This window comes from Bacillus sp. ISL-75 (assembly GCF_018613095.1).
In genome coordinates this window covers 1-20453 of sequence record NZ_JAGGQX010000048.1, presented here as the reverse complement: position 1 = coordinate 20453, position 20453 = coordinate 1, and the positions used below count along the sequence as shown (strand labels likewise).

At 38.3% G+C, this 20453-nt stretch carries 18 protein-coding genes; 14 read left to right on the top strand and 4 right to left on the bottom strand.

Going from position 1 to position 20453, the window contains the following annotated elements; genetic code table 11:
• Positions 1-56 precede the first annotated feature (56 nt).
• The gene (gene yhzF / locus J7E63_RS19135; protein WP_215015232.1) at positions 57-248 is read left to right on the top strand and encodes a membrane protein YhzF; all 192 of its coding nucleotides are present in this window, start codon (positions 57-59) and stop codon (positions 246-248) included.
• 57 nt (positions 249-305) lie between these two features.
• Here the strand turns inward: yhzF and J7E63_RS19130 are convergent, their stop codons facing one another.
• Together J7E63_RS19130 and J7E63_RS19125 are read right to left on the bottom strand one after the other, a co-directional pair.
• A complete protein-coding gene (locus J7E63_RS19130) occupies positions 306-833 on the bottom strand; it encodes a tryptophan transporter (RefSeq protein WP_215015231.1) in 528 nt (175 codons plus the stop codon).
• A 145-nt stretch (positions 834-978) separates the two neighbouring features.
• The gene (locus J7E63_RS19125) at positions 979-1398 is read right to left on the bottom strand and encodes an HIT family protein (RefSeq protein ID WP_168242425.1); all 420 of its coding nucleotides are present in this window, start codon (positions 1396-1398) and stop codon (positions 979-981) included.
• 596 nt (positions 1399-1994) lie between these two features.
• Here J7E63_RS19125 and J7E63_RS19120 point away from each other — a divergent pair.
• The 3 genes from J7E63_RS19120 to J7E63_RS19110 all read left to right on the top strand — a co-directional run bounded on the left by J7E63_RS19120 (position 1995) and on the right by J7E63_RS19110 (position 4764).
• Positions 1995-2735, top strand: coding sequence for an ABC transporter ATP-binding protein (locus J7E63_RS19120; protein WP_215015229.1), 741 nt, complete (start codon positions 1995-1997; stop codon positions 2733-2735).
• Positions 2728-3939 (top strand): ABC transporter permease, encoded by a 1212-nt coding sequence (locus J7E63_RS19115; RefSeq protein ID WP_215015227.1) that lies wholly within the window; start codon positions 2728-2730, stop codon positions 3937-3939. The genes J7E63_RS19120 and J7E63_RS19115 overlap by 8 nt, the downstream gene beginning before the upstream one ends.
• Before the next feature lie 99 nt (positions 3940-4038).
• Positions 4039-4764: an EcsC family protein gene (locus J7E63_RS19110; protein WP_168242428.1), complete on the top strand. Its 726-nt coding sequence runs from the start codon at positions 4039-4041 to the stop codon at positions 4762-4764.
• A 16-nt stretch (positions 4765-4780) separates the two neighbouring features.
• Here the strand turns inward: J7E63_RS19110 and J7E63_RS19105 are convergent, their stop codons facing one another.
• Entirely contained in the window at positions 4781-5959 is a 1179-nt protein-coding gene (locus J7E63_RS19105; protein WP_285289954.1) for a M20 family metallopeptidase, read from the bottom strand.
• A gap of 146 nt (positions 5960-6105) precedes the next feature.
• Here J7E63_RS19105 and J7E63_RS19100 point away from each other — a divergent pair, with 146 nt between their 5' ends.
• Positions 6106-6744, top strand: coding sequence for a phosphatase PAP2 family protein (locus J7E63_RS19100; RefSeq protein WP_215015225.1), 639 nt, complete (start codon positions 6106-6108; stop codon positions 6742-6744).
• Positions 6745-6783: 39 nt separating this feature from the next.
• Here the strand turns inward: J7E63_RS19100 and J7E63_RS19095 are convergent, their stop codons facing one another.
• Positions 6784-8181, bottom strand: coding sequence for a hypothetical protein (locus J7E63_RS19095; protein ID WP_215015223.1), 1398 nt, complete (start codon positions 8179-8181; stop codon positions 6784-6786).
• A 302-nt stretch (positions 8182-8483) separates the two neighbouring features.
• On the opposite strand from J7E63_RS19095, the gene hemE reads away from it, so the two are divergent.
• The 9 genes from hemE to J7E63_RS19050 all read left to right on the top strand — a co-directional run bounded on the left by hemE (position 8484) and on the right by J7E63_RS19050 (position 20027).
• Entirely contained in the window at positions 8484-9530 is a 1047-nt protein-coding gene (hemE, locus tag J7E63_RS19090; protein WP_215015221.1) for a uroporphyrinogen decarboxylase, read from the top strand.
• 172 nt (positions 9531-9702) lie between these two features.
• Positions 9703-10635, top strand: a complete 933-nt coding sequence (gene hemH / locus J7E63_RS19085) for a ferrochelatase (protein WP_215015219.1) — start codon at positions 9703-9705, stop codon at positions 10633-10635.
• 30 nt (positions 10636-10665) lie between these two features.
• On the top strand, positions 10666-12108 hold the full coding sequence (gene hemY, locus J7E63_RS19080; protein WP_215015217.1) for a protoporphyrinogen oxidase: 1443 nt from the start codon (positions 10666-10668) through the stop codon (positions 12106-12108).
• A 212-nt stretch (positions 12109-12320) separates the two neighbouring features.
• Positions 12321-14675, top strand: coding sequence for a YhgE/Pip domain-containing protein (locus J7E63_RS19075; RefSeq protein WP_215015291.1), 2355 nt, complete (start codon positions 12321-12323; stop codon positions 14673-14675).
• 108 nt (positions 14676-14783) lie between these two features.
• On the top strand, positions 14784-15518 hold the full coding sequence (locus J7E63_RS19070) for an MBL fold metallo-hydrolase (protein ID WP_215015215.1): 735 nt from the start codon (positions 14784-14786) through the stop codon (positions 15516-15518).
• Between the two features lie 19 nt (positions 15519-15537).
• Entirely contained in the window at positions 15538-16527 is a 990-nt protein-coding gene (gene lplA / locus J7E63_RS19065) for a lipoate--protein ligase (RefSeq protein WP_215015289.1), read from the top strand.
• A gap of 151 nt (positions 16528-16678) precedes the next feature.
• Positions 16679-18244, top strand: a complete 1566-nt coding sequence (locus J7E63_RS19060) for a fatty acid--CoA ligase family protein (RefSeq protein WP_215015213.1) — start codon at positions 16679-16681, stop codon at positions 18242-18244.
• Positions 18245-18341: 97 nt separating this feature from the next.
• Positions 18342-19613, top strand: coding sequence for a M48 family metallopeptidase (locus J7E63_RS19055; protein ID WP_215015211.1), 1272 nt, complete (start codon positions 18342-18344; stop codon positions 19611-19613).
• A gap of 159 nt (positions 19614-19772) precedes the next feature.
• Positions 19773-20027 carry a hypothetical protein gene (locus J7E63_RS19050; protein ID WP_215015210.1) on the top strand — a complete coding sequence of 85 codons (255 nt, stop codon included), beginning with the start codon at positions 19773-19775 and terminating at the stop codon, positions 20025-20027.
• Positions 20028-20453: the final 426 nt, after the last annotated feature.

Sequence of the window (20453 nt, the reverse complement as noted above, 5' to 3'; positions counted from 1 at the left end):
ATAAATAGTTACAACAAATGGTCGAATTTTTGAAACTAAATAGGGGGATAAGATAGATGAAGCTAGCTGCAACCCTTTTTTTTATTTTTGGTGCGATCCTTTTATTAGGAGCAATTAAATATTTTTTAAGATTAACAAGCCCCGGTGTATATCCGCCTAAACAAATATTAAAGAAAAGAACATTTGCATTAGCTGGAGGTGGAGGGGTTTGTCTGGTAATTGCTGTAATGATCACCTATTTTTTATAGAAAGTATATTAAGAAAAGAACCCCTCTGGGTTCTTTTCTTAAAAAGGATCCCGTTCATTATTTTTGAATGACGGAAGGTGTTGTTAATTTAGTTCGCTTAACAATTGATTGAGCTACTGGATACAAAATAATCATTGTAACGGTATTGAGTGCAATGGCCGGCAAAACACCTGCTGCAAATAGTGCGGTAAAAGACATAGGTAAGCCTACAAGATAGAATGCTGATGTTAAAAAGATTGTCCCTGAAACAGCAGTTCCAATCGCAGTTAAGACGGCAACACTTACAATAGAGTTTCGGTATTTTTTTAAGGATAAAAATAAACCGAGGAAGACCAAAGCAGTGATGGGCTTATCAATGATATTTGGAATTTGTCCACCTGGAAATCCAGTTGTTAATGCAGACAATACTCCGGTCACAATAGACAAGAGCAAGACACTCTTTATCTCAGGAATAAGAATTATTCCTAAAAACATCATAGCAAGCATCATGTCAGGTTTAATTCCAAGAAAACTTGGCATTACCGTATGCAAGACCACCCCAATCCCCGCTAATAGTGCTAAAATTACAATGTTCTTCGTATTCATTTCTCTTCTCTCCTCTGCTATACTAATCTATTTGTTCCTCCTGCAGTGCTCTAGTTGCCTGCAGCGAAAAACCTGCTTTCATTATAACATAATTATATAATAATAATAAAGATATAATTTTCAGACAATTAAAAATACATCAGTTTTACACTTGATTGTTAATATTTGCAGCCATTTCTTCTAACATTTGAAAAGTATATTCACTTTGATTACTTTTCCATACAGCTCCAAATCCGTCCCCATTTCCATAACGCGGAAGTAAATGCATATGATAATGAAATACGGATTGACCGGCATGTTCACCATTATTATTTAGCGTATTTAATCCAATCGGTTCAAATTCTTTTTTTAAGGCATTCGCAATGGCAGGGACCACTTCAAAAAGGTTTCTGGCAATTTCTGGAGTTAGTTCAAATAGGTTTTCCTTATGTATTTTTGGAATAACTAATGTATGTCCTTTTGTTACCTGTGTAATATCCAAAAAGGCTAATACATGCTCATTCTCAAACACTTTTGCGGATGGAATTTCTCCATTAACAATTTTACAAAATATACAATCGCTCATTACATACACGATCCCTTCTAATTGGTTTGTATTATTTTACCATACAAACTCCAAAAAGAAAAAGGCAGGATCCGCATGGAATCCTGCCCTCTCGAAGGGGAATTGCTTCAAAAGGTACGTTCAATAGGAGTGTTCTTTGATAAACACCTCATTTTTCATAGAGTGTTTTTTATAAAGAGACATTATTGTTCAAGCTGACCATCCCCTATAGTGTTTTTATATGTTTTCCCAACTTATAAAAACAGGTAGCGATCTGCGGTAAACACCTCATTTAATGTTTATTTTTTTAAGATAAACAGTTACTTGGTGTTACTAGAACTCAAAATGGTTCCTGTGCACTTTGTACAAAACAACCATCCCCTTATCTGAAACGAATAGGAAGCTCACTTATTTGAAATGTAAATTGTCTTTGACAGACACCTCATCTCAAGTTTTGATGAATCGCTTCATCGAAGTAAGTTATTTCCCCTTCGAATATTATGATGTCCGATGTGAAAAGAAATATACAAAAAAAAGATAAAAAATTGAATTTCTATTTTTATCAAGGACAATTTGTTAAAATAATAAAATAATCGTGCTTAGGAAGGACGTTGCAAATGTCTTTATTAATGATCGAAAATCTTGTCGGTGGATATACCCGAAACCCTGTCTTAAAAGATGTTTCCTTTGAAGTAAAGGAAAAAGAAATCGTCGGCCTTATTGGATTAAATGGGGCGGGCAAAAGTACAACCATAAAACACATTATTGGATTAATGGAACCACACCGTGGTGCAGTAAAAATAAATGGACAAACCTTTACAGAAAATAAAGAAGCTTATCGTAAATTGTTTACGTTTGTTCCAGAAACCCCGGTTTTATATGAAGAATTGACCCTTGAGGAGCATTTGAAACTTACGGCAATGGCATACGGTCTTGATGAGGCCACTTATAAAGAGCGTATTACATCATTGCTGACAGAATTTCGTATGGAAAAGCGTTTAAAGTGGTTTCCTGCCCATTTTTCTAAAGGCATGAAACAAAAGGTAATGATTATGTGTGCATTTTTAATTCAGCCGTCTCTATATATTGTTGATGAACCTTTTGTCGGGCTTGACCCGCTGGGTATTCAATCCCTACTTGATTTAATGAAAAAAATGAAAGAAAACGGTGCAGGTATTTTAATGTCCACTCATATTTTGGCAACTGCGGAAAAGTATTGTAATCGATTTGTGATCTTGCATGAAGGAAAAATACGTGCAAAAGGGACGCTTGAGGAGTTGAGGGAGCAATTTTCCATGCCAGCTGCTTCTTTAGATGATTTGTATATTCAATTAACAAAGGAAGAAAATTATGTTTGATGAAAAAAAGCTTTGGAAAGACCGAGCTAGCAGTCGGATTAAAGATTTAGGCAGGTATTTACGCTATATTTTCAATGGGCATCTGGTCGTTGTTTTATTGTTTTTAATTGGAACAGCCTCATTTTATTATCAAAAGTGGATTGAAACCCTTTCAGATGGTTTTCCTGCAGAAATAATTATCGCTGTATTGATTAGTATCTTGTTAACCTATAGTCCTGTTTACAATTTCCTGCTCGAAGCCGATCAGGTGTTTATACTCCCGCTTGAGGATAAATTAAAAGGATATTTTCTTCGTTCAGGAGGAGCGAGTCTTGTTTTTCAAGGGTATCTTCTCCTTATGGTGTTGGCAGTATTGATGCCAATGTATGCCCAAATAAGTAGAAATGGCTTCCGTTCATTTATCCCCTTTCTAGTTATACTTTTGGCCTTAAAGGCTTGGAATTTAGCAACTAGCTGGCGAATCGACTTTTTCGTACAATCTTCTATCCATAGATGGGACATCTATGTTCGCTATTTATTAAATGCAACTTTTACATATTTGTTATTTAAACAAGCGAGTATTTTTATCCTATTGCTAATTGTGGTAGTTTGTATTTTTTATTACTTTTACTTTTATGTTCAAACTAAGAAAATGGGCCTTAAATGGGATTTATTAATTAATCAAGAAGAGAAAAGGATGGCGTCCTTCTACCGGCTGGCAAATATGTTTACAGACGTGCCAAAATTAAGGGATACGGTAAAAAGAAGAAAATGGTTAGATTTATTCATTAACCGAATTGCCTTTTCCCGAGATAAGACCTATCAATATTTGTTTTCGAGAGCCTTTTTACGGTCATCTGATTATCTAGGACTCTTTACGCGCTTAACAGTAATTGGTGCACTTGCGATTTATTTTATTTCTTTTGGGATAGGTCAAATTTTACTTGGTATTTTATTCTTATATTTAACGGGTTTTCAGCTTCTTCCACTTTGGAATCATCATCAAAATAAGCTATGGGTAGACTTATATCCTGTGGAACAAAAATATAAAACAGGAGCATTTTACTCTTTATTAATGAACATTTTAGCGATCCAAGCAGTCATCTTTTCATTATTTATATTGTTTAAAGGTGATTTGTTCATATCGTTGCTATCTTTAGGTGCAGAACTTGTTTTTAGCTATGTTTTTGTTTATTTTTACGCTAGTAAACGTTTGAAATCATAATCGGAAATCCCCTTTTAAATCATAAAAGGGGATTTTTTTTTGAAACATTGGGCGGAGGACTTCGTATGTATGCATATTATTATTGTGGAGGGGTTGCCAATGAACGAGTATGAATTAAAGGTTTTTGAGGAAGTCGAAGAGTGGAAACGAAAATTAACGAGACGTTCAGGGATGATGAACCGATTATCGAAAAAAGCTCAAGGGAAAATAAATGAATTAATTCCTGAAAAGGTTCATGAGGTAATGACAGAAAGTATCAAAGCAATGGTAAAAGCAACGTTATTCGGCTCGCAGGTGACAACAAATAAGGATCAGGCATGTGGGTTAACGCTTGCTGAAAGAGATGAATTGGCAGCTAAAAAAATCACTGCCTTTCAAAAGACAGCGATGATTGAAGGTGCGGGGACTGGGGCTGGTGGTATTTTGCTTGGACTTGCTGACTTTCCGTTACTGCTTTCCATTAAGATGAAATTTCTATTTGAAGCAGCATCCATCTATGGGTTTAATACAAAGGAATATGCAGAAAGACTTTTTATCCTTCATGTTTTTCAGCTTGCATTTTCAAGTGAGGACATACGTAAGAGTACACTAGATGAGATTGAAAACTGGGAGAATCGAAAGCGGGTTCTTGTGGAAATGGATTGGCGCAAGTTTCAACAGGAGTATCGGGATTATATCGACTTAGCTAAAATGCTCCAACTAGTCCCGGGCATTGGAGCTTTTGTCGGTGCTTATGCCAATCACAATCTCCTTAAGCATTTAGGAGAAACAGCTATGAATGCCTATCGATTAAGACTACTGCAAAAATCCCCTGACCCAATTTGAGTTCAGGGGATTTTCCTTAATCATTACCATGAATACTTATTGCGGCCACACCCAATGTTTTCGCTGCAATTAACATTGCCTTTTCATCAATATCAAATTTGGGGTGATGATGAGGGTATCCTGTTTCGTTACCTACCGGCTTTGCTCCAGTAAAGAAGAATGTACCTGGCACGTTTTGCAAATAATAGGCGAAATCTTCACCGCCCATTTGCGGCTCGCTTTCTTCGATAGTGGTTACTTCTGCGACCTTCTGTGCACAGGAAGTCAAATAAGCGGTTTCTTTCTCATGATTAACCACCGCAGGGTAGCCCCGATTAAACCTAAATTCATACGAACTGCCTGACATAGAGCATGTACCAGCAATAATTCTTTCCATTTCATCCTCGATAAATTGACGGACGCTATCATTAAAAGTCCTCACAGTGCCAATGAGATGCGCTTTGTCAGCTATAACGTTGAAGGCATTCTGTGCCGTGAAAGAGCCAATAGTGACAACAGCGGAATCAATCGGATTAATCCTGCGACTGACAATTTGCTGTAGATTTAAAACAAGCTGAGAAGCAATTACGATGGCATCGACCGTTTTATGTGGCTGGGCACCATGACCGCCTTTACCCTGGATGTCAATTTCAAAGCGGTCAGCCGCCGCCATGATTGGTCCGGTTCGATATTGGATGGTTCCCGTCGGTTCACTTGCCCATAAATGAGTACCAAAAATCACATCAACACCATCTAAACATCCATCTTCAATCATTGAAATCGCACCACCAGGAGCATACTCCTCAGCGTGTTGATGGATAAAAACATAGGTGCCTTCCAATTCCTCTTTTAAATCGTTGATTGTTTTTGCAAGGACGAGGAGAGTAGCCGTATGACCATCATGTCCACAAGCATGCATCACTCCTGGAACTAAGGATTTGTATGGAACTTCCTTTTCATCCTGAATGGGTAATGCATCAAAATCAGCGCGTAATGCAACCGTTTTACCAGGTTTCTTTCCATAAACCTTAGCAACTACACCATTACCACCCACGTTAACTCTTACTTCAATTTGGAGCTTCTCATAAAAGGATTGAATGAATTTTGCTGTATTATGTTCCTGAAAAGATAACTCTGGATGCTGGTGCATATAACGGCGTAAGGCTACCATTTCTTCATATGACCCTTCTAAGGCAGCAAACAGCTTGTTTAACAAATCGATTCCCCCAAACGTATCAGAAATAAAGAATGTATTTTCAAACTATTTTATCACTTTTATCCTATAAAGTAGATTTTTATATTCCTTTTCATTATACTTTTATTAGAATTTCTACTAGATAGATGCAGGAAAGGGTTTGGGGAATGGGGAAAAATCAAAACAAGTGGAATCCTTCTTTTATTTTTATGTTTTTTGCTGTATTATTTGCCTTATTTACTACAATCAAAGTCGGTATCCACAGCCAATTTTGGATTGATGAAAAAATAGCAGGGCTATTCTCACATGTACCTGAGACAATCATTCCATTATTTATTCAACTAACAGAAATGGGGGATAAAAAAGGGATTGGGGTTGTGGCCTTGCTTGCGTTAGCCTGGTTACTACTAAAAAAAAGGAACTATGTTGGTGCTGCCGTCCTGGCCTTATCAATAGCCTTAGGTAATGAAATTAGTAAGCTTTTAAAAGATCTTTTTGAGCGCCCAAGGCCAGACCTTGAACATCTTGTCAATGTAAAAAGCTACAGTTTTCCGAGCGGTCATGCCATGGTTGGGATGATTGTTTATTTTATGATTGCGTATCTTTTAATTGAGGGAACAAAATCAAAGGCAGGAAAAATAACCATTGCTGCAATTACAACCATCTTACTATTATTAATAGGTGCTAGCCGAATTATATTACATGTTCATTATCCTTCAGATGTCCTTGGAGGCTATGCTTTAGGTTATCTTTGGGTAGTGATTTGGATTCAAATATATACCTATTTTAAAAAACGTATAAAATAAGGAAAGAGGCTGATCACTGGATCAGCCTCTTTCCTTGGATTAAATGAGAAACATTGCTGCAATCGTTGTCACGACGAGACCGATCACAACTGGCAGGAGGTTTCGTCTGGCTAGTTCAAATGGATCAACATTACAGATAGCAGCAGCCGGGATTAACGCCCATGGTACAAGTGTTCCGCCGCCTACCCATATAGCAGCGATTTGCCCGAGTGCAGTCAATGTGGCAGCACCTTTACCTATAGCCACAGCAAATAGGCTGGCAACGGATCCGGCAAGCGATATGCCTGAAAAGCCTGAACCATCCAGACCAGTGATGGCACCTACAGTAGTTAGGGTAATCGCCCCAACTTCCTTACTTAACGGAACGATATTCGCGAGAGCAACGCCTAAATCATTGACAATCCCTTGGGAAGCCTTCGGTAAAAAGTCACCAATGATTTTCCCAAATCCGGCGTCACCTAAATAGAAGAACGCAGCAATTGGAATAACAGGACCAAAAACTTTAAAACCAAATTGGAATCCTTCTATTAAATATTGTGTTGTTTTTTCTAATCCTTTATTTTTATGGCTCGTTAAAGTGATTAACAGAAGAATAAGAATGGAGGTACCGCCAATTAATGCTGTGGCATCACCACCTGCTAAATCAAGGATTGACATGGCGGCAACATCTGCAGCAAATAATAATGGTACTAATATAGCAAAGAAGCGTTTTTGAACAAGTGATAAAAGCGCAGGATGGTCAGTGCTGCTCGAAGGCGAATCCGCGCTGACAGAAGTTGTAGTGGTTAGAACACCACGTTTCATATCCCTTCGTAAGAAGTAGAATGCCGTAACGGTTGTTACAAGACCCATAATAAATACTAATGGAATGCTGGCATTGATGACATCTTGAATTGGAATACCTGCTGCATCAGAGGTAAGCTTAGGGGCAGCCTGAATCACAAAGTCACCCGATAAAGCGATTCCATGACCAAACAAGTTCATTGCCATGGCAACACCAAGGGCAGGAAGTCCTGCTCGAATCGCAACTGGAAGAAGGACGGCACCTAAAAGTGCAACAGCAGGGGAAGGCCAGAAGAACCAGGAAATAATCATCATTAGAATTCCTATTGTCCAATAGGCGAGAGTGGGGTTACGAATAAGTTTTCGAAAAGGTGAAATCATGACATCATTAATTCCGGTTACCGTTAATGTATTGCTCATCGCTACAATTATTGAAATAACAAGAATAGTAGATAATAATTCTGTAATGGCATAACTGAAACTGTTGAAAATACTACTTATCGAATGACTTAAAGACCCGGTTGCTGTGATAGCAATTAGGAAAATACCGATGATACAAACAATGGATGTGTCCCTTCTCATTACCATAAACCCAATAATAAGAACAATAAAGGTCACATATATCCAATGAAGAGCAGTAAGCTCGACAATCATACAATTTCCTCCTTTCTTTCACCCAGGGGGGCTATAGCCCTGTTGGATGTAATACAGAATATGAAAATTGAATCAAGTGGTGAGAGCTAAAAGTGAAAAAAATATTGGGAAGTCAGCCTGCAGATTTAGCGAATTTTAAAACATAAAAACGACTTTTTTTTGACAGTTAATAGCGTTATCTATACACAAATAGGATTAATAGATATAGTAAATACAGTTTAGAAAGAATCAGTAAGTTTTAAATTCATGCTATATATATTAAAATGGACAACAGACATGTTTTTGAAAGGTGGACTACCCTAATGACAAGACCGATTAATGAAACATTTTTAAAAGCAGCCAGAGGTGAGAAAACTGACCATGTACCTGTATGGTATATGCGCCAAGCTGGTCGTTCACAACCAGAGTACAGAGAGATTAAAGAAAAGTATTCCTTATTTGAAATCACTCACCAGCCTGAGCTCTGTGCGTATGTAACGCGCTTGCCTGTTGAACAATATAACGTCGATGCAGCCATTTTATATAAAGATATAATGACACCCCTGCCAGCGATTGGCATGGAGGTAGAAATAAAAGGTGGGATTGGACCAGTTATTGACAATCCGATCCGTTCTTTAGCAGATGTTGAAAAACTAGGCGAAATTAATCCAGAAGAAGATGTTCCTTATGTATTGGACACTATTAAATTATTAACCCAAGAGCAATTATCCGTGCCATTAATCGGTTTTTCTGGTGCACCATTTACTTTGGCAAGTTATATGATCGAAGGCGGCCCTTCTAAAAACTATAATAAGACCAAAGCGTTTATGTACACCGAGCCAAAGGCATGGTTTGCACTTATGGAGAAACTTGCGGATATGATCATTACATATGTAAAGTCGCAAATTAAAGCTGGTGCAAGGGCCATCCAGATTTTTGATTCATGGGTGGGAGCACTCAATGTAGAGGATTATCGTTATTTCATTAAGCCTGTCATGAATCGTATCTTTACTTCATTAAAAGAGGAAAATGTTCCGTTAATTATGTTCGGCGTTGGTGCTAGCCATCTTGCATTAGAATGGAATGACCTGCCGCTTGATGTTGTAGGTTTAGATTGGCGTCTGCCAATTCACGAGGCAAGGGAAATGGGCATTCATAAAACCGTTCAAGGCAATCTTGACCCGGCTATTTTGTTAGCTCCATGGGAAGTAATCGAAGAAAGAGCGAAAGCAATATTAGACCAAGGAATGGCACAAGATGGTTACATCTTTAATTTAGGTCACGGTGTATTCCCTTCAGTTAACCCAGAAACATTGAAAAAATTAACTTCATTTGTCCATGATTATTCAGCATCAAAACTCAGTCGTTAAGTTTCCATCTTAAGTCTTTAAATTGGTAAGCAGTCCAATTTTTTGGGACAATAATATGGGCTGCTTGATATTGGGTCATTAAGAGCACTCCAGCTTTTATTGGCCCGCAACCTAATCAGTCGTCCAACATTGAATACGGAAAAGCGAAGAGAATTGAAAATGAGGTGCGGACATGACAAAAAAGAAAATGGGTCTGCTGGTAATGGCATATGGTACCCCATATAACTTAGATGATTTAGAGGGGTACTATACACATATTCGCCACGGCCGGAAGCCAACTCCAGAAATGATTGAAGAGCTTCGCGGTCGGTATGAAGCGATTGGCGGGATTTCCCCTTTGGCAAAGATCACACTCGAGCAAGCAGAAAAACTCGAAGAAAATCTAAATAAAATTCAACAAAATATAGAATTCAAAATGTATCTTGGTCTAAAACATATCCAGCCGTTTATTGAAGATGCTGTTCATCAAATGCATGCTGATGGGATCGAAGAGGCTATAAGTATAGTTCTTGCTCCGCATTTTTCAACCTTTAGCATAAAATCCTATAATGGAAGAGCCCAAGAAGAAGCAGAAAAACTAGGCGGGCTAAAGATAAGAACAATTGAAAGCTGGTATCAGGAACCAAAGTTTATCGATTATTGGGCAGGAAAAACTAAAAAAATCTTTGACCAAATGCCTGAAGAAGAAAAGGCTGATGCAGTACTCATCGTTTCAGCGCATAGTCTGCCAGAAAAGATTCTGCAGTTTGGGGATCCATATCCGAGTCAACTGAAAGAAACAGCTGACTTAATTGCTGAACAGGCTGGGGTTAAAAAATACGTAGTTGGGTGGCAAAGTGCTGGGCAAACTCCAGAGCCTTGGCTGGGTCCAGATGTTCAGGATTTAACAAGGGATTTATATAAAGAGCATCATTATAAGGCATTTGTTTATGCACCTGTAGGGTTTGTATCTGAACACCTTGAAGTGCTTTATGATAATGATTATGAATGTAGAAAAGTGACAGAAGAATTAGGTGTAAGCTATTATCGACCGGAAATGCCAAATGCAAAGGAAGAATTTATTGATGCATTGTCGACAGTTGTTCTTAAAATGACAGCTGAGTAAGATTCAGAATAGTGGAAGAAGGTGAGCACCGTGGCGGAAGAAAAACAAAAGATTATTATCATTGGGGGAGGAATTGCTGGGCTCACATCAGCTTTTTATCTTCAAAAAGCAATTCAAGAACATAATCTCCCGTATGAAATTAAACTCATCGAAGCATCACACCGTCTCGGTGGCAAAATGCAAACTGTTGTCAGGGATGGTTATACGATTGAGAGAGGTCCGGATTCATTTTTAGCACGAAAGACAAGTATTTCCAGGTTAGCTGCGGAAGTAGGGATGGATGATCAACTTGTCCATAATTCCACGGGAAAATCATTCGTTTTAGTTAACGAGAAACTTCACTCAATGCCCGGTGGTTCGATCATGGGAATTCCAACGGAAATAGGACCTTTTCTCACAACAGGTCTTTTTTCTATTCCCGGTAAACTAAGAGCTGCGGCAGATTTCCTTTTACCTCGGTCCGAAAGCGGAAAAGACCAATCATTAGGAGAATTCTTCAGAAGAAGACTAGGCGATGAGGTTGTTGAAAATTTAATTGAACCATTATTATCTGGGATTTATGCCGGTGATATAGATCAATTAAGCCTCATGTCTACTTTCCCGCAATTCTATGAGGTAGAACAGAAATATAGAAGCCTGATCATTGGCATGAAGAAATCTACCCCTGCCCAACCCAGCAAACCTGAAAGTAAGGAAAAGGCTAAAGGAGCTTTCCTAACATTTAAAACGGGGCTTCAATCCTTTGCAGAAGCCATTGAAGCAAAATTGGATCCAATATCTATTTTAAAAGGACATCGTGTAGACAAAATCACCAAAGTTGAGAATAAGTATGAAGTTTATCTCAATAATGGGGAAACAATGGTGGCAGATAGCGTCATTGCAGCGACTCCTCATAAAATAACACAGGCGATGTTTTCAGAGTATAGTTTTTTTGATCCTTTGAAATCAGTCCCTTCTACATCAGTAGCAACAGTAGCTTTAGCATTTCCGGAAGAGGCAGTGAAAAATGACATCGATGGAACAGGTTTTGTTGTTTCTAGAAATAGTGATTATTCGATCACTGCATGTACTTGGACACATAAAAAGTGGGATCATTCAGCACCGAAAGGGAAAGTATTACTCCGCTGCTATGTTGGGAGGTCTGGAGATGAAACCATCGTTGACCTCTCTGATGACAGAATTATTAAGATTGTACTAGATGACTTGAAGAAAACGATGGACATCACAATGAATCCGGATTTTGCAATCATTTCACGTTGGAAAAATTCAATGCCCCAATATACAGTGGGACATAAACAACGTTTAGCTGACATTTTAAAGCATATGGAAACGGATCTACCTGGTGTATTTTTAGCAGGTTCTTCTTATGGTGGTGTTGGTCTTCCGGATTGTATTGACCAAGGAGAGGCATCTGTCAAAGACGTCCTGGAGTTTTTAACAGGAAAAGATTTTTCAACAGGAGCTGTTCATTGATAACAGCTTCTTTTTTCTGCTTGCAAACAGGCAAGAATCGTTGTATACTCTAAAAGTATTAAATGACCGAATTGTTCAAGTGGTCATAACTTGCTATGTAGGTTAATAGTCAATTTTAGGGTTGTCTATGGGATAGTCCTTATTTTTTGATTAAAAATGACTAAATGAACAAAATAGTCATAAATGTAAAAGGAGGATCATAATTGAAAAACATGCTATTTAAGGAAGAGCTTCTTGCTATTGTAAGAAATAAAAAAGTGTTAATCCCGATTATTGCTGTCATGTTTGTCCCCGTATTATATGCAGGAATGTTTTTATGGGCATTCTGGGATCCATACGCAAAACTTGATGAACTTCCAGTTGCCGTTGTCAACGAAGATGCGGGTGCAACACTCGATGGAACCCATTTGAAGCTTGGTGATGATTTAGTATCTAAGCTAAAGAAAAATAAACAATTTGGGTTTGAGTTTGTCGATAAAAAAGAGGGCTACGATAACTTAAAAGAACAGAAATATTATATGGTCATCGAAATCCCCAAGGATTTTTCAAAAAATGCGACAACTTTATTGGATGAGCAACCGGAAAAGCTGGAATTGGTTTATACACCTAATGAAAGTTATAACTTCCTATCTGCCCAAATCGGCGGCACGGCTGCAGAAAAAATCAAAACAGCTGTTGCTGAAAAGGTAACTGAAACTTATGCTGAAACCATGTTTGATAAAATCAGTGAGCTTGCCGATGGTGTTGTAAAGGCGAGCGATGGTGCAGTCCAGTTAAGTGATGGTTCTGTTGACCTTGAAAAAGGCTCAAAGGATTTAAATGAAGGACTTGCAACCCTTGCTGAAAAAACAAGTGAGTTTAACGATGGAATGAAAGCAGCTGATGCCGGATCTAATAAGCTTGCAGTTGGTTCGAAGGATTTGTATAACGGACTTTCTACTTTAGCCAAAAAGTCGATTGAATTCGACAATGGTGTGAAAGCAGCAACTTCCGGCTCTAAACAAGTAGCCACAGGATCGAATGAGTTGAAAAAAGGGCTGGCAAGAGCTGATGCCAATCTTCCGTTGCTTATTGATGGAACGAAGGAGGTATCTGCAGGTGCAGAACAATTAAAACGTGACCTTCCCGGAGGGATTGCTGCAGGAATTGAAAAAGAATTGACTGGAAGTGTTGGAGAACTTAATGCGGGTATTGATCAATTTCAATCACAGTTAACTAACACATTAGCATCCCAAATTGCGGATCAAACAATAACGCAACAAACAGAGAAAATGCAGAAACTAGCCCAAACCTTAATTGAGAACAAAGTGGATCCCGCGCTTGTTCAAGGAATAATGGCTAATGAGAAAAAAAATGCGCCAACGAAAGAACAGTTAGAGCAGCAAATTTTATCAGAACTTAACCCTAAAATGAAGGCTGGCTTTAACCAATTCAAAACAGGGGTAGATGAAAAATTAGCAGGTTCATCGAAGGGCTTAGAGGATAAAATTAAAGCACAAACAACCCCTTATTTTGATCAATTAATTGCCGGTATTGGCAAAGTTAATGGCGGTCAGCAGGAATTGCAAAAAGGGATCCATGATTTATATGCAGGTTCATCAAAATTAACAGATGGCACTAACAATCTTTCTGATGGGATGAGTCAGTTGGCAAATGGTGCTGATAAAATTACCTTAGGAACAGGACAATTAGCATCAGGTTCGGGAAATCTGAAAAAAGGAGCCGCGGATCTTACAAATGGTATGAATCAATTAACAGCAGGTGCGTCTGCCCTAACATCTGGAACGGGACAATTGGCAGATGGTTCCGGGCAGTTAAAAGACGGTACATCGAAACTTTCTAATGGGGCCAAGGAATTAGCAGATAAACTTTCAGAAGGTGGAAAAGAAGTTGCAAAGGTTCACTCAAATGAAAAGACTTATAATATGATGGCAGACCCGGTAAAGCTCGATAGTGAAAAAATTAATCATGTGCCAAACTATGGAACGGGATTTACACCATACTTCCTATCATTAGGCTTGTTTGTGGGTGCACTTCTTCTCTCAATTGTCTTTCCACTTCGTGATACAGCGATTGCTCCGGCTAATGGATTTAACTGGTTTTCTAGTAAGTTTTCAATCATGGCTGGGATTGGAATTTTCCAAGCTTTATTGGCAGATGTGATTCTTCTTGTAGGATTAGGTCTAGATGTACAAAGCGTACCAAAATTTATTCTTTTTTCAATAATAACAAGCTTAACGTTTATCGCGTTAATTCAGCTCCTTGTCTCGGTATTTGCCGATGCTGGCCGCTTTATTGCGATTATTATCTTGATTTTACAATTAACTACAAGCGCCGGAACATTCCCGCTTGAGTTAATCCCGAACTTCTTACAGCACTTCAATGCCTACCTGCCGATGAGCTATTCGGTTCAAGGCTTTAAGGCGGTTATTTCAAGCGGCGACTACAGTTTCATGTGGCAAAATTTCATGATTCTATTAGGCTTTATGCTTACCTTCTCTATTGGGACCATCGCTTACTTTACAATGAGATTTAATCACAAATATAAACACCAAATGAATAATTAATGAAAAACCAGCCGTGAAAAAAATGCGGCTGGTTTTTTGTACTATACTGAAAAGAAATCATTTTTTGAGTATATTAGGAATATAAACATTGAATTGGAGGAGTTTAATTTGAAACTTACGGTTATTGGTTTTTGGGGTGGATATCCGAAACAGAATGCGGCTAGTTCGGGTTATTTACTTGAACATGAAGGATTTCGGCTATTAATCGATTGTGGAAGCGGGGTGCTTTCTAAGCTCCAAAATATTATCCAGCCCGAAGAACTGGATGCTGTTTTACTTTCGCATTATCACCCAGATCACATTGCAGATATTGGTGTTTTGCAGCATGCAAGATTAATCCAAGGCTTTTTAGGAAAGAAGACCTCAACCCTACCTCTATATGGACATGATATGGATCCATATGAATTTAGCAAATTAACCTATAAGGAGATTACAAAAGGAGTAGCATATAATTCTAGTGAGATTCTCACAGTTGGTCCATTTCAAGTTTCATTTCTAAAAACAGACCATCCAGTCCCTTGTTATGCAATGAGAATAGAGGCAGATGGAAAAGCAATCGTCTACACTGCTGACAGCTCCTTTAAGGATGAATTTATCGAGTTTAGTCGGAATGCGGATGTATTATTGTGTGAGTGCAACTTTTACGGGCATCAAAACGGTAAGTCGGCAGGACATATGAATAGTATCGACGCCGGAAAATTTGCGCAAAAAGCTGATGTTAAGCAATTAATTCTTACCCATTTGCCGCATTATGGCACAATATCTGATTTAATCACTGAGGCAGCCAGTGAATTTACTGGTATAATAATACTTGCAGAAGAATTTCAATCTATTTCACTATAAGAAGGGGAAGTAAACTATGCTGTTATTCATCGATAATAAAGGGATCACCGATCCGCAGATAAATTTGGCAATCGAAGAGTACGCACTGAAGAATCTTGATATTAATGAAACGTATTTATTATTTTACATAAATGAACCTTCTATCATAATTGGAAAGAATCAAAATACAATTGAAGAAATTAATACGGAGTATGTGGAAGGTAATGGAATTAAAGTGGTCCGCAGGCTGTCAGGCGGTGGAGCGGTTTATCATGATCTTGGAAATTTAAACTTTAGTTTTATTACCAAGGATGACGGGGAAAGTTTTCATAACTTCCGTAAATTCACAGAGCCGGTCGTGGCAGCATTGAAAAAGTTAGGAGTAAAGGCGGAATTAAGCGGCAGAAATGACTTAGAGGTTGGAGGTCGAAAAATCTCTGGTAATGCCCAATTTTCAACAAAGGGCAGAATGTTTAGCCATGGTACATTGATGCTTAATTCAGAAATCGAAAATGTGGTTTCAGCTTTAAAAGTAAAAAAAGATAAAATCGAATCAAAAGGAATTAAATCAGTTCGCAGCCGGGTTGCCAATATTTCTGAGTTTCTTACTGAAAAGGTGGAAATTGATGAATTCCGGTCTTTATTGTTAAAGAATATTTTTGAAGGGCAAGATGAAATACCAGAATATGTTTTGACGGATGAGGATTGGGAAAAGATTTACCAGCTATCAAAAGAACGCTATCAAAACTGGGAATGGAACTATGGGAAATCACCTAAGTTCAATCTACAGCACTCTCACCGCTTCCCAGTAGGTTCCATTGATGTCCGCCTTGAAGTTAATAAAGGTGTCATTGAAAATTGTAAAATCTACGGTGACTTTTTTGGTGTTGGTGAGGTAAGTGAAATTGAGGAGAAGTTAACAGGCACCCGCTATGGAAAAAATGAAATTGACAAGTCGCTTGCAGATATTGATACAACCCATTACTTTGGAAATGTTACGAAAGATGAGTTTTTAAACTTACTATACTAAGACCAGGGCACAGCGTTTATTGCGCTGTGTTTTCCTTTTTGTGTGAATTTTTAGTATTATACTTGAATAGAATACTTTCTTTTAATATAATATATTTAGAAAATTGTAACAATTTTATGAATGAGTATTCATTCAACTTAGGGGGAGAAATATGAATCTTTTATCACAGTTTGAAGAATCTGCAAAGAACTTTTCCACTAAACCGGCCTATTATTTTATGGACCAAACATGTTCTTATGCTGAATTGGATGGGGCAATTACGAAATTTGCATCGGGTCTCGAAAAATTAGGTGTGAAAAAGGGGGATCATATCGCATTATTGTTGGGTAACTCCCCTCACTTTGTGATCAGCTTATATGGGGCATTACGGTTAGGAGTAACTGTTATTCCCGTGAATCCCATTTATACTGCAGATGAGATTAGCTACATTTTAAATAATGGCGATGTCAAAGTAGTGATCGCGATTGACCAAGCAATCCCGTTAGTCGAAAAAGTGCATACTTTCCTACCGAAAATTAAGCATTATATTTTTTGTGAAACGACCCCAAATAGCAGAATAGAATCGAAAATTGAAAACCTCTCAGGCTCTTCAAAAATGAAATCGTTTACAGCGATCGTGGCTTCTGGAGAATTAAACTTTAAGGGTCCAAATCTCGAAGACGATGATACAGCCATTATTCTTTATACCTCGGGTACAACTGGCAAACCAAAAGGTGCTATGTTAACCCATAAGAATTTGTATAGTAATGCTAAAGATGTCAGCGAATATTTGAAAATGAATCCCGATGATAGAATAGTAACGGTTCTGCCGATGTTCCATGTTTTCTGCTTGACAGTCGCTTTAAATGCACCATTATTAAGTGGGGCGACACTATTAATTGCACCCAAATTTAGTCCAAAAGAAATTTTTGAACTTATCAAGAATAATCAGGCGACTGTTTTTGCTGGTGTCCCGACTATGTATAATTTCCTCTTCCAATTTCCTGATGGTAATCCTGAAGACCTAAAATCCTTACGCTTATGTATTTCAGGTGGAGCTTCATTGCCTGTTACCCTCTTAAAGAATTTCGAACAAAAGTTTAATGTTGTAGTATCTGAAGGTTATGGTTTATCGGAGGCTTCACCTGTTACTTGCTTTAATCCGCTAGACCGCCCGCGCAAGCCCGGTTCAATCGGAACATCTATCCTGCGTGTTGAAAATAAAATTCTGAATGAGCTTGGTGAGGAAGTACCCGTTGGTGAGGTGGGTGAACTTATTGTTCGTGGTCCCAATGTAATGAAGGGGTATTATAAAATGCCAGATGAGACGGCGGCGGCCATTCGGAATGGGTGGCTTCATACCGGTGACCTGGCCAGAATGGATGAAGATGGGTATTTTTATATTGTTGATCGAAAAAAGGACCTAATCCTTGTTGGCGGCTATAATGTCTACCCGCGAGAAGTGGAGGAGGTTATTTATAACCATTCGGATGTTGTAGAGGTGGCTGTCCTCGGCGTTCCAGACCCAAATCTTGGTGAGGCTGTTAAAGCCTATGTTGTAAGTAAGAATCCAGGGCTAACGGCAGAACAATTACTAGATTATTGCAGGGAAAACTTGGCTAAATATAAACTTCCATCTTCGATTGAATTTATCGAAGAACTTCCAAAAAATACAACTGGGAAAATATTAAGGAGGGCACTAAAGGCACAAGTAGCCCAAACTGTCAGTAATAACTAATTCTTAAATAGTTGGGCAGGTCACTTTTACAGTTCTAATTTGTCCTTTTTTAACTAAACTAAGTATAGAGAGTCTGTACACAAAGGAGGGACAAATCATGGCTAGAAAAATGGGAGTCTATGCGGTTATAGGCTACATTCTATATGGATTATTTTTTTATTGGTATTTATTCCATTTTGCCGCTACAAACCTGCCATTTGAATACGAAGGATCAAAGGCGGACCCGACGACCTTTTTAAATGGCAGGGAACTTATGCTGAGCGAGGAGTATTCAAAAATAAGGAATTTATTATTTTTCCTATCTACTCCGTTTGAATGGCTTTTATATTTCTTAATTTTATTATTCGGTTTTTCCAATGCATTCAAGCGCTGGGCGGAAAACTCATCAAAGTATAAGCTCCTTCAAACAGCCATTTATCTTATTTGGTTATCGGTATTCGCTTATTTGGCGACATTTCCACTAAGCTATATTAGTTTTTCTTTATCAAAAACGTATAATATTTCAACTCAAACCTTCTCTTCCTGGATGAAGGATGAGTTGATTGACTTTTGGCTTAATTATGGGACATGGTTGATCATTGTCCCCGTATTATACTGGCTCATGAAGAAAAGTCAAAAGCGGTGGTGGCTATATGGATGGCTTTTATCGATTCCATTTACATTATTTATGATGTTTCTCCAGCCAGTTGTTATTGACCCGTTATACAATGACTTTTATCCATTAACAAATAAGGAATTGGAAACGAAGATACTGGCTTTGGCCGATAAGGCTGATATTCCAGCACAACATGTTTTTGAAGTGAATAAGTCAGAGGAAACGAATGCTTTAAATGCCTATGTTACAGGAATTGGCTCTAATGCTCGGATTGTCCTGTGGGATACTACCTTAAATAAATTAACAGATGATCAAATTTTATTTATCATGGCTCATGAAATGTGCCATTATGTCGAGAAACATATTTACTTTGGAATTGCAGGATATTTGCTAATTTCGCTGCTCGGATTGTATTTGACGTATCGGATTATGAATTGGGCAACAAGACGCTGGGGCAAGGAATTAAATATCTCAGACGTTAGAGATATCCGATCACTCCCATTATTTTTTATGATTCTTTCGATGCTCTTATTTGCTGCAAGTCCACTGACGAATTTTACTTCTCGTTATCAGGAAACACGCGCTGACAACTATGCGATTGAGATGACCAAAAATCCAGAAGCAGCGATTACTTCTTTTCAGGAATTAACCCGCTCTGGATTAAGTCAAGTAAATCCGCCGCTATTGGTGAAAATTTTCCGCTATACCCATCCTTCAATGCTTGATAGAATTTCGATGCTTGAAGATTATGAAGTTAAACATAGGAACAAATAAATACAATCCTTGGGAAGGCTGAGACATTTTGATATGTCTACAGTCTTTTTTTGTGTGTAAGTAATTTTCAAAACTTTTTTTACAAAAATATGTTATTTCATTAGACAAGCCTTCGGTCTCTTACATTTAATATATAAGACTTAAGAAAAGGGGGTGATTATGATAAGCGAAATGACTAATACTCGTCCACCAGATGTTGTGGTAATCCTTTGGGAAAGAGTTACTAACAATGGCATTACAACTCGCAGAATTGTCGAAGCTGAAGTTGTTGGAACTGCAAATCCTTGCCAAAGACGCTTAGTACCGGGCCGCAGATTATCACGTGCTCGTGAGTGCCTTGTAGCAAATGGCTTTGACAGAGTGTTCCAAGAAAGATTTGGAGACTTTGGGGTTTCAATCTTCGTTCGTTCTTAATTACTGCCTCTGATAATAGTTGTGATTTCCTTCGTTGTTTAGTTTCACAGCTACTAGAGATGATTGAAAAGTGCGGGTTTATCCTATTGTGGATAAATTCGCATTTTTTATTTATACAATAAAAAAGCCGTCATCTATGACGGCTCAGATTGTCGAGAAAGAGTATTTTTCTCGGCAATTTTTTATTCTCAGCATTTAATTATTCATTGTACCTGCTAATGGGCCTGTTGATTTCCGCTCTAGGCACTTCGCTTTCCGCGGGCGTGCCGGGGAGCCTCCTCGTCGCTATGCTCCTGCGGGGTCTCCCCTGCCCCGTACTCCCGCAGGAGTCTGCGTGCCTTCCGCGGAAATCAACAGAGCTATAAAATCAATGATGCACTGCTCTTAACACAACCAAACAATAAAAAATTAAGTGGTGAAATCTAT